The organism is Streptomyces sp. NPDC054887 (assembly GCF_053610585.1).
Genome location: NZ_JBSGYQ010000014.1, coordinates 94780 through 102332 on the forward strand (window position 1 = coordinate 94780; position 7553 = coordinate 102332).

General features: G+C 72.1%; 8 protein-coding genes. 4 read left to right on the top strand and 4 right to left on the bottom strand.

Features of this window, described 5'->3' with window-relative positions:
- Position 1: 1 nt before the first annotated feature.
- Positions 2 to 955, bottom strand: a complete 954-nt coding sequence (locus ACWGH0_RS10955; protein ID WP_453403843.1) for a LysR family transcriptional regulator — start codon at positions 953 to 955, stop codon at positions 2 to 4.
- 62 nt (positions 956 to 1017) lie between these two features.
- Here ACWGH0_RS10955 and ACWGH0_RS10960 point away from each other — a divergent pair, with 62 nt between their 5' ends.
- The 3 genes from ACWGH0_RS10960 (at position 1018) to ACWGH0_RS10970 (ending at position 3840) form a co-directional block, all read left to right on the top strand.
- Positions 1018 to 2316 (top strand): MFS transporter, encoded by a 1299-nt coding sequence (locus tag ACWGH0_RS10960; protein WP_453403844.1) that lies wholly within the window; start codon positions 1018 to 1020, stop codon positions 2314 to 2316.
- 108 nt (positions 2317 to 2424) lie between these two features.
- Positions 2425 to 3408: a sigma-70 family RNA polymerase sigma factor gene (locus ACWGH0_RS10965; protein ID WP_453403845.1), complete on the top strand. Its 984-nt coding sequence runs from the start codon at positions 2425 to 2427 to the stop codon at positions 3406 to 3408.
- Between the two features lie 165 nt (positions 3409 to 3573).
- Complete coding sequence (locus ACWGH0_RS10970; RefSeq protein WP_453403882.1) at positions 3574 to 3840, top strand: chaplin; 267 nt, start codon at positions 3574 to 3576, stop codon at positions 3838 to 3840.
- A 97-nt stretch (positions 3841 to 3937) separates the two neighbouring features.
- On the opposite strand, the gene ACWGH0_RS10975 is transcribed toward ACWGH0_RS10970, so the two are convergent.
- The 3 genes from ACWGH0_RS10975 to ACWGH0_RS10985 form a co-directional block, all read right to left on the bottom strand.
- Positions 3938 to 4801, bottom strand: coding sequence for a tyrosinase family protein (locus ACWGH0_RS10975; RefSeq protein ID WP_453403846.1), 864 nt, complete (start codon positions 4799 to 4801; stop codon positions 3938 to 3940).
- Positions 4802 to 4818: 17 nt separating this feature from the next.
- Positions 4819 to 5343: a tyrosinase family oxidase copper chaperone gene (locus ACWGH0_RS10980; protein ID WP_453403847.1), complete on the bottom strand. Its 525-nt coding sequence runs from the start codon at positions 5341 to 5343 to the stop codon at positions 4819 to 4821.
- Positions 5344 to 5485: 142 nt separating this feature from the next.
- A complete protein-coding gene (locus tag ACWGH0_RS10985) occupies positions 5486 to 5992 on the bottom strand; it encodes a hypothetical protein (RefSeq protein ID WP_453403848.1) in 507 nt (168 codons plus the stop codon).
- Between the two features lie 143 nt (positions 5993 to 6135).
- Here ACWGH0_RS10985 and ACWGH0_RS10990 point away from each other — a divergent pair, with 143 nt between their 5' ends.
- Positions 6136 to 7428: a cytochrome P450 gene (locus tag ACWGH0_RS10990; protein ID WP_453403849.1), complete on the top strand. Its 1293-nt coding sequence runs from the start codon at positions 6136 to 6138 to the stop codon at positions 7426 to 7428.
- Positions 7429 to 7553 lie beyond the last annotated feature (125 nt).

Sequence of the window (7553 nt, forward strand, 5' to 3'; positions counted from 1 at the left end):
CTCACTCCGGCAGGAGGTGGCCCCGGCGCGACAGCAGGAAGCGCTTGAAGGCCGCCACCGGCGGGGTGTCGGGGTGGCCGTCGAGCCACGCCAGTCCGATCTCGCGTACGGCGCGGGGAGCCGTAACCGTCAGCTCCCGTACGCCGGGCCGGGCCACCGCAGGCGGTGGCAGCAGGGCCACGCCGAGGCCGGCCGCCACCAGGCCGCGCAGCGTCTCGGCCTCCTCGCCCTCGAACGCGACGCGCGGCTTGAAGCCCGCCTCCGCGCACAGGTCGTCGGTGATCCGCCGCAGCCCGTAGCCCGGTTCCAGGGTCACGAACGCCTCGTCGGCCGCCTCCGCGAGACGCACCCGCTTGCGGGTGGCGAGGCGGTGGTCGTCCGGCACGACCAGGCGCAGCCGCTGCTCGTCGAGGCGGCGGGCGACCAGGTCGGGGGCGTCGGGCACGGGCGAGGTCAGGCACAGGTCGAGGTCACCGGCGCGCAGCCGCTCGATCATGGCTTCGCCGTAGTTCTGGACGAGCTGGAAGCGTACGCGCGGATGGTCGGCGCGAAAGGCCCTGAGCAGACCGGGCACGGTCTCCGAACCCATCGTGTGCAGGAACCCGAAGGCGACCTTGCCGGTCGCCGGGTCGGCGTCGGCGCGTACCGAGTCCGCCGCCCGCTCGACCTCGGCCAGGGCGCGGTCGACCGTCGTGAGGAAGGTCCGGCCGGCCGGGGTGAGGGCGACGGTGCGGCCCCTGCGGGCGAAGAGGGCGACGCCCAGGTCCTCCTCCAGCCTGACCATGGCGCGCGAGAGCGTCGACTGGGGGACGGCCAACTCGTGCGCGGCGCGGGTGACGTGCTCGTGGCGGGCGACCGCCGCGAAGTACGCGAGCCGCGGCGCGAGTACTTGCTGGATGTCTTCTTCGTAACTGCTCGGTGACAGGCGAGGCCGTGAGCTGGGGTTATGCACCATGGGATTGATTATCTCGGGTTTGTGCATTGGACGCATGAACCTGCCGTGTCTACGTTCGATGCATGCCTTCTGCCAGTACCAAGGCGTCCACCACCCCTGTGGACGCCGACGCCGTTGTTCCCGCCGCCGACTCCCGTCTCGCCCCCTCCGCTCCCGGCTACCGCCGTATGAGCTTCGCGCTCTTCGCCGCGGGGGTGGCGACCTTCGCCCTCCTCTACTCCACGCAGGCGCTGCTGCCGCTGATCTCCGCCGACTTCGGCGCGAGCGCGAGCGCCGCCAGCTGGACCGTCTCGGCCGCCACCGGCGCGCTGGCCCTGTTCGTGCTGCCGATGAGCGCCCTGTCGGAGCGCTTCGGGCGCAGCCGCATGATGACGGTCTCGCTCACGGTCGCCGTCGCGGTGGGTCTGCTGGTCCCGTTCGCGCCCTCGCTGGAGTGGCTGGTGGCCCTGCGCGCGGTTCAGGGCGCCGCGCTGGCCGGTGTGCCGGCCTCGGCGATGGCCTTCCTCGCGGAGGAGGTGCGGCCGAAGGCGCTGGTCGCGGCGATCGGACTGTTCGTGGCGGGCAACTCCATCGGCGGGATGAGCGGGCGCATCGTCACCGGCTGGGCCGCCCAGTTGTGGGACTGGCGCGCGGCGCTCGCCGCCGTCGGCGTGCTGTCGGTGGTGTGCGTGGTGGTGTTCCGGCTGATGCTGCCGAAGGCCCGCCACTTCACGCCCGGTTCGCTGAACCCGGGGGCGCTGGCCAAGACGGTCCGCGGTCACCTGGCCGATCCGCTGCTGCTGCGGCTCTACGCGATCGGCGCCCTGTTCATGACCGTGTTCGGCGCGGTCTACACGGTGATCGGCTACCGGCTCGTGGAGGCTCCCTTCAGCCTCCCGCAGGGTGTCGTCGGCTCCGTCTTCCTGGTCTACCTCGTCGGTACGGTCTCCTCCGCGGCGGCCGGAAAGCTGGTCGCCCGCATGGGCCGCCGGGGCGCGCTGTACCTGGCGGTCTCGACGACGGCGGCCGGCCTGCTGCTCTCGGTGGCCGACGCGCTCGCCGCGGTGCTGGCCGGTTTGGTGCTGATCACCGCCGGGTTCTTCGCGGGGCACGCGGTGGCGTCGTCCTCGGTCAGCCGTACGGCGAAGACCGGGCGGGCGCAGGCTTCCGCGCTCTACCAGTCGGCGTACTACCTGGGCAGCAGCGTCGGCGGCACGCTCGGCGCGATCGCCTTCCACGCCGGCGGCTGGGCGGGGACCGTACTCCTCGGGCTGGTCGCGGTGCTCGGCGTCGTGTCGATCACGCTGTACGGGACCCGGGTCGCCCGGGTCGAGCAGCGCCAGCTCGTGGCGCTGCGGACGCGGAGCGCGGCACGGGCCTGAGCGCCGGCCGCGCGCGTGTGCCGGGTTTTCCCGGCTGAGTCATGCTTGTCGGTGGGGTCCGGTAACTTCCCAAGAGCTGGTGCCAAAGGCGGCGAGTGGGGTGGACCGATGAGTGATGTCGTGACGACGCAGGATCTGGATTCCCGGCTGGAGAAGCACCGGACGGAGCTGACCGGGTACTGCTACCGGATGCTGGGGTCCGCCTTCGAGGCCGAGGACGCCGTGCAGGACACGATGGTCCGGGCCTGGCGCAACTTCGACAAGTTCGAGGGGCGGTCGTCGCTGCGCTCCTGGCTGTACCGCATCGCGACCAACGTGTGTCTCGACATGCTCAACGCGGGCAACCGCAGGGCCCGCCCGATGGATCTGACGGCCGCGACCCCGGTGGCGCAGGCGGCGCTCAACTCGCGCCCCGAGGTCACCTGGCTGGAGCCGGTGCCGGACGGGCGGGTGCTGCCCTCGGTGGCCGACCCGGCGGAGACCGCCGTGTCCCGCGAGAGCGTGCGCCTGGCGTTCGTCGCCGCGCTCCAGCACCTGCCGCCGAAGCAGCGGGCGGTGCTGATCCTGCGCGAGGTGCTGGCCTGGAAGGCGAGCGAGGTCGCGGAGCTGCTGGAGACCACGGTCGCCTCGGTGAACAGCGCCCTCCAGCGGGCCCGCGCCACGATCGCCGAGCAGGGCGCGAAGGGCACGGACACCGCCGACCCCCTCGACGAGGAGCAGCGCAAGCTGCTGGAGCGGTACGTCGCGGCCTTCGAGGGGTACGACATGGCCGCGCTGACCGCGCTGCTCCACGAGGACGCCACCCTGTCCATGCCGCCGTACGACCTGTGGCTCCGGGGCCACGACGACATCGTCGGCTGGATGCTGGGCGTCGGGGAGGTGTGCCGGGGCTCGAAGCTGGTCCCGGTCGTGGCCAACGGCACGCCGGCCTTCGCCCACTACCACCCGAGCCGGTCGGGCGACGGCTTCGAGCCGTGGGCGCTCATGGTCATCGAGATCGTGGAAGGGAAGGTCAGCGGGATCACGTCCTTCCTGGACACGAAGCGCTGGTTCCCGCTCTTCGACCTGCCCGAGCGGCTCGAAAAGGAGTAGGAGCAGGCGAGGAGCCCGTTTCGCCGCGTCCGCGTTCCGGTGACCGGATTCCGGCGATACGGCGGACTTTTCCTTCTATCCGTTACTGGCCTCCGCTTGTCGCGTTGAAGGTGCGTGAAGGCCGCAAGCCCTGCGGTCGACCTCTTCATCTCGCAAGGAGACCTGATGTCGCATATCGCGAAGGCAGCTGCCGTCATCGCCGGCGCCGGTGCCATCCTGGCCGGCGGCGCCGGCCTGGCCGCCGCCGATGCCGGAGCGCATGGTGAGACCGTCAAGAGCCCCGGCGTCATCTCGGGCAACGCGGTCCAGGTGCCGATCCACGTCCCGATCAACCTCTGCGGCAACACGGTGAACATCGTCGGCCTGCTCAACCCGGCCTTCGGCAACGTGTGCGCGAACATCTCGGAGCATCACGGCGCCTACGGCCACTGATCTGCCGCCCCATGCCACTGCGGCCTCCCCTTCGCGTTCGGGGAGGCCGCAGTCGTCATGTCGGCGGGGGCCGCCGGATCCGCCGGCCGGCGGCAGGTCACGCGTAGCGGTAGATCCGGTTGTGGTCGAGCAACTGGGCGGGGGTCGCGTTCCACGGCGGCATCGGCTCGTGGAGGCTGAAGATCCGACCGCTCTGCGGATCGGATGCGGGCAGCTTGCGGCGCGGCAGATAACCGGCGTCCGGATGCGCCTTCTGCCAGCGGTCCCACAGCAGGTCCATGAAGGCATGGTGCAGCCAGAAGACCGGATCGTTGGGCGAGGTGGCGCCCAGCATCGCCCCGCCGACCCAGCGGTGCACCCGGTTGTGGTTGTACGTCGTGACGGTGCCGCGGGGCCCCCATCCCTCCATCCGGTTCCGGAACCCCTTGGCGACGGTGGAGTTCCACGGCGCGGCGTCGTACACCGGATCGCTCAGCGCCTTGGCCACGTCCTGCCGGGTCGGCAGTGAGACGGGGTCGGAGGGCCGGCCGAGGTCGCGAGTGAGGAAGGAGCCGTCGCCGACCCGGGCGCGGATGTTCCAGTTCCCGTTGGCGTGGGCGAACGCGCCCGTCGTCACCTTCCGGTCACCGGCCCGGCCGGTGCCCCCGAGGAAGTCCTCCGCCCAGAGCGAGGAGGCCGGGGAGTTGTCCCTCGTCCAGTCCCAGTACGGGACCGACACCCCGGGGTCGACGGCCCGCAGGGCGCGTTCGAACTCCAGGAGGAAGCGGCGGTGCCACGGGAAGAACGAGGGGGTCATGTGGCTGGCGCGCGGCCCCTCCTCGTCGTCGGTGACGTAGTGCTCGCCGTGCAGGACGACGAACTCGTCGTAGCGGCCGGAGCGCTTGAGCTCCAGGAGTGCGCCGACGAAGCGCCTCTTCTCCGTACGGGTGAGGTTTCGCTGGTTCTTCCGGGTGTAGACCACGGTCGGCTCTCCCGTTGTCAGAGGTGGTGCAGGGGAGACGGCGCCAGCTGGGCGTCGCCCAGTTCGTCGACGGCGGCGCGCGCGGCGTCGAGGAGCGTCGGGAACGACTCGTAGTGGTTGACCACGCTCAGGTAGCTGCCGTCGGCGCGGCGCATCACGTGCAGCGGGCGGCCGTCGATGCGGACCTCCACGTCCCGTACGGCGGCGACGGTCATGGCGTCACCGGCCGCCGCTGCCCGCCGGGCGCCGGCCGCCCCCGCGGGCCGCGTGCCCCGGGCGGTGCCCTGGATGTGCCGGCCCCGGTACGTCTCGGCGAACCGCTCGGCGTACCGCTCCGGCTCCGTGCCGCCCGGTCGCACCGCCGCCGCCCCCGGGCTGCCGGCCGCGGGGGTTCCCTGTGTGGGCCGCTTGCCCAGGATGGGGGCGAGCGCCCCCGCGGTGCCCGCGATCACGCTCAGCGCGAAGGCGCCGCGCAGCAGGATGCGGCGCGGCAGGGAACCTCCTCGGACGGTCGCTGCGCTCCCGCGCGTCATCAGGCCCATGCCGAACACCCCTTGCCCCTCGCTCCGGTCCGCTTCCGCGCTGTGCGCCTGCCTCGGTGTTGCCAACGACCCGTCGGCGAAACAGTTCTCGTACGGGAGCGGCCGGCGTCCGTCCCGGTACGCCGGCCACCGGTGCGGGACGTCAGTCCATGAGCAGGGCGGCGGCAGGCGTGCCCTGCAGCACGGGCGAGATCAGCGCGACCTGGGGCAGGACGGGCTCGAGCCGCCCCCCGCGGTCGGCGCGCGGCGCGGACACCGGCGCGTCCACGGAGGCCCCCGGCGTCGAGAGCAGCACGTCGGAGGCGTCCGAGACGGCGCGCAGCGCTCCGATGTTCGTGTCGGCCAGCGGCCCGTCGACGGGGAGTTCGAGCGTGGTCTCCGGGAGCTCGGCGGTGAACGGCACGGAGGGCAGCGTCCGCTTCGGAAGCATCCGGCCGCTGACGTGACGCGGCCCGTCGGGCACACCGGCCACGGGCACCGGGACTCCGGTGCGCAGTTCGGGGGCCCGGATCGGCAGGACCCTCTCCAGGTTCTCCAGCGGCAGGTCGACCGGCACCGACGTGCCGGCGGCGGCGGGTGACGCCGCCGCGACGGTCGCCATGCATGCCATGAACGCCGCCGCGACAGAACCTCGGGTGGTCAGCTTCATTGATACGTACGTCCCCTCTGAAATCGCAGACACGCTGTCGCTCTGCAAGAACGAGCCAAACGCCCGAACCAGTGCATAGTTCCCCCGTCCGCAGCAACCGGCTCCGGTCAAAACGGTCGTACGCGCTCCTGGAGGGTGTGGGTATGAAGATCCCGACGCAGGCGTCCACGCAGCAGATGCTGCGGGCGCACAACGCCGATCTCGCCGATCCTGACTTCTGGCAACTGCCGCGCTCCGAACGGCTGAAAGCGTTCGCCCTGCTGCGCGGGCTCGACGCCCCGGTGCTGTTCGGGGACGGAGCGGGGGCGCCCGGTCGGCGCGGCCGGGCGGGCAAGGGGTTCTACGCGCTGGTGAAGCACGCGGACGTGGTGGGGGCGAGCCGGCAGCCCCGGCAGTTCGCGAGCGCCCCGGGCGTCACCACACCGGAACCGGCCGCCTGGGCGAAGGCCGTGTTCGGGAACTCCATGGTCAACATGGACGGCGCCGAGCACGCCACGATGCGCCGGATCGTCTCGCGGGCCTTCACGCCGCGCCTGCTGGCCGCCGCCGAGGAGGACATCCGCGACGTCGCCCGGCGCGTGGTCGACGAGATGATCGCCGGGCGCCCGCACGACTTCGTCCCTTCGGTCGCCTCCCGGATGCCGTTCGAGATCATCTGCAACCTGATGGGCATCCCGGAGCGCTACCGGCCGGAGATCGCCGACCGGGTGAACCACGCGTCGGAGAACGTCGGTGTCAAGCGCGGCGCACGGGCCAGGCTGCGGGTGCCGGGTCGCGGCCTGCGGGCCCTGGCGCACATGCAGTTGGTCATGGCGAAGCTGGCCCGTGAGCGGCGCAGCCGTCCCACCGGCGACCTCATCTCGGCGCTGGTGCGCGCGGACATCGACGGCCAGTCGCTGTCCTCCCGGCAGCTCGGCGCCTTTTTCTCCCTGCTGCTGGTGGCGGGGGTGGAGACCACCCGCAACGCCATCGCCCACGGGCTGGCGCTGCTGACCGAACACCCGGATCAGCGCGAGCTGTTGGTGTCCGACTTCGACCGGTACGCCGACGGGGCCGTGGACGAGATCGTGCGGCACTCGACGCCGATCATCCAGTTCCGCCGGACGGTGACGGCCGAATGCACCCTCGGCGGGCGGGAGTTCCGGCCCGGGGAGAAGGTGGTGCTCTTCTACGCGTCGGCCAATCGGGACGAGGCGGTCTTCGAGAATCCCGACGCCTTCGACATCACCCGGGACCCCAATCCGCATCTCGGGTACGGCGGTGGCGGTCCGCATTACTGCCTGGGGTCACATCTGGCCCGGCAGGAGATGAAAGCGCTGTTCCACGAATTGCTCACCAGGCCGCGGGATCTGCGGGCGGTGGGAATTCCGGAACTCGTCGACTCGAACTTCGACAACCGCGTGCGCGCGCTGCGTTTCGCTTTCGAGCCGTCCTGAACGGGCCTTTCCGGGGGCCGGAGAGCCGTGGGGGGCGGGGGGGGGGCGGCCGCGGGCCCCCGGGGGCGGGGCGGGCGCGCCCCGGGGGGCCCCCGGAACAACACCGGGCGGGGGGGCGGACAGCC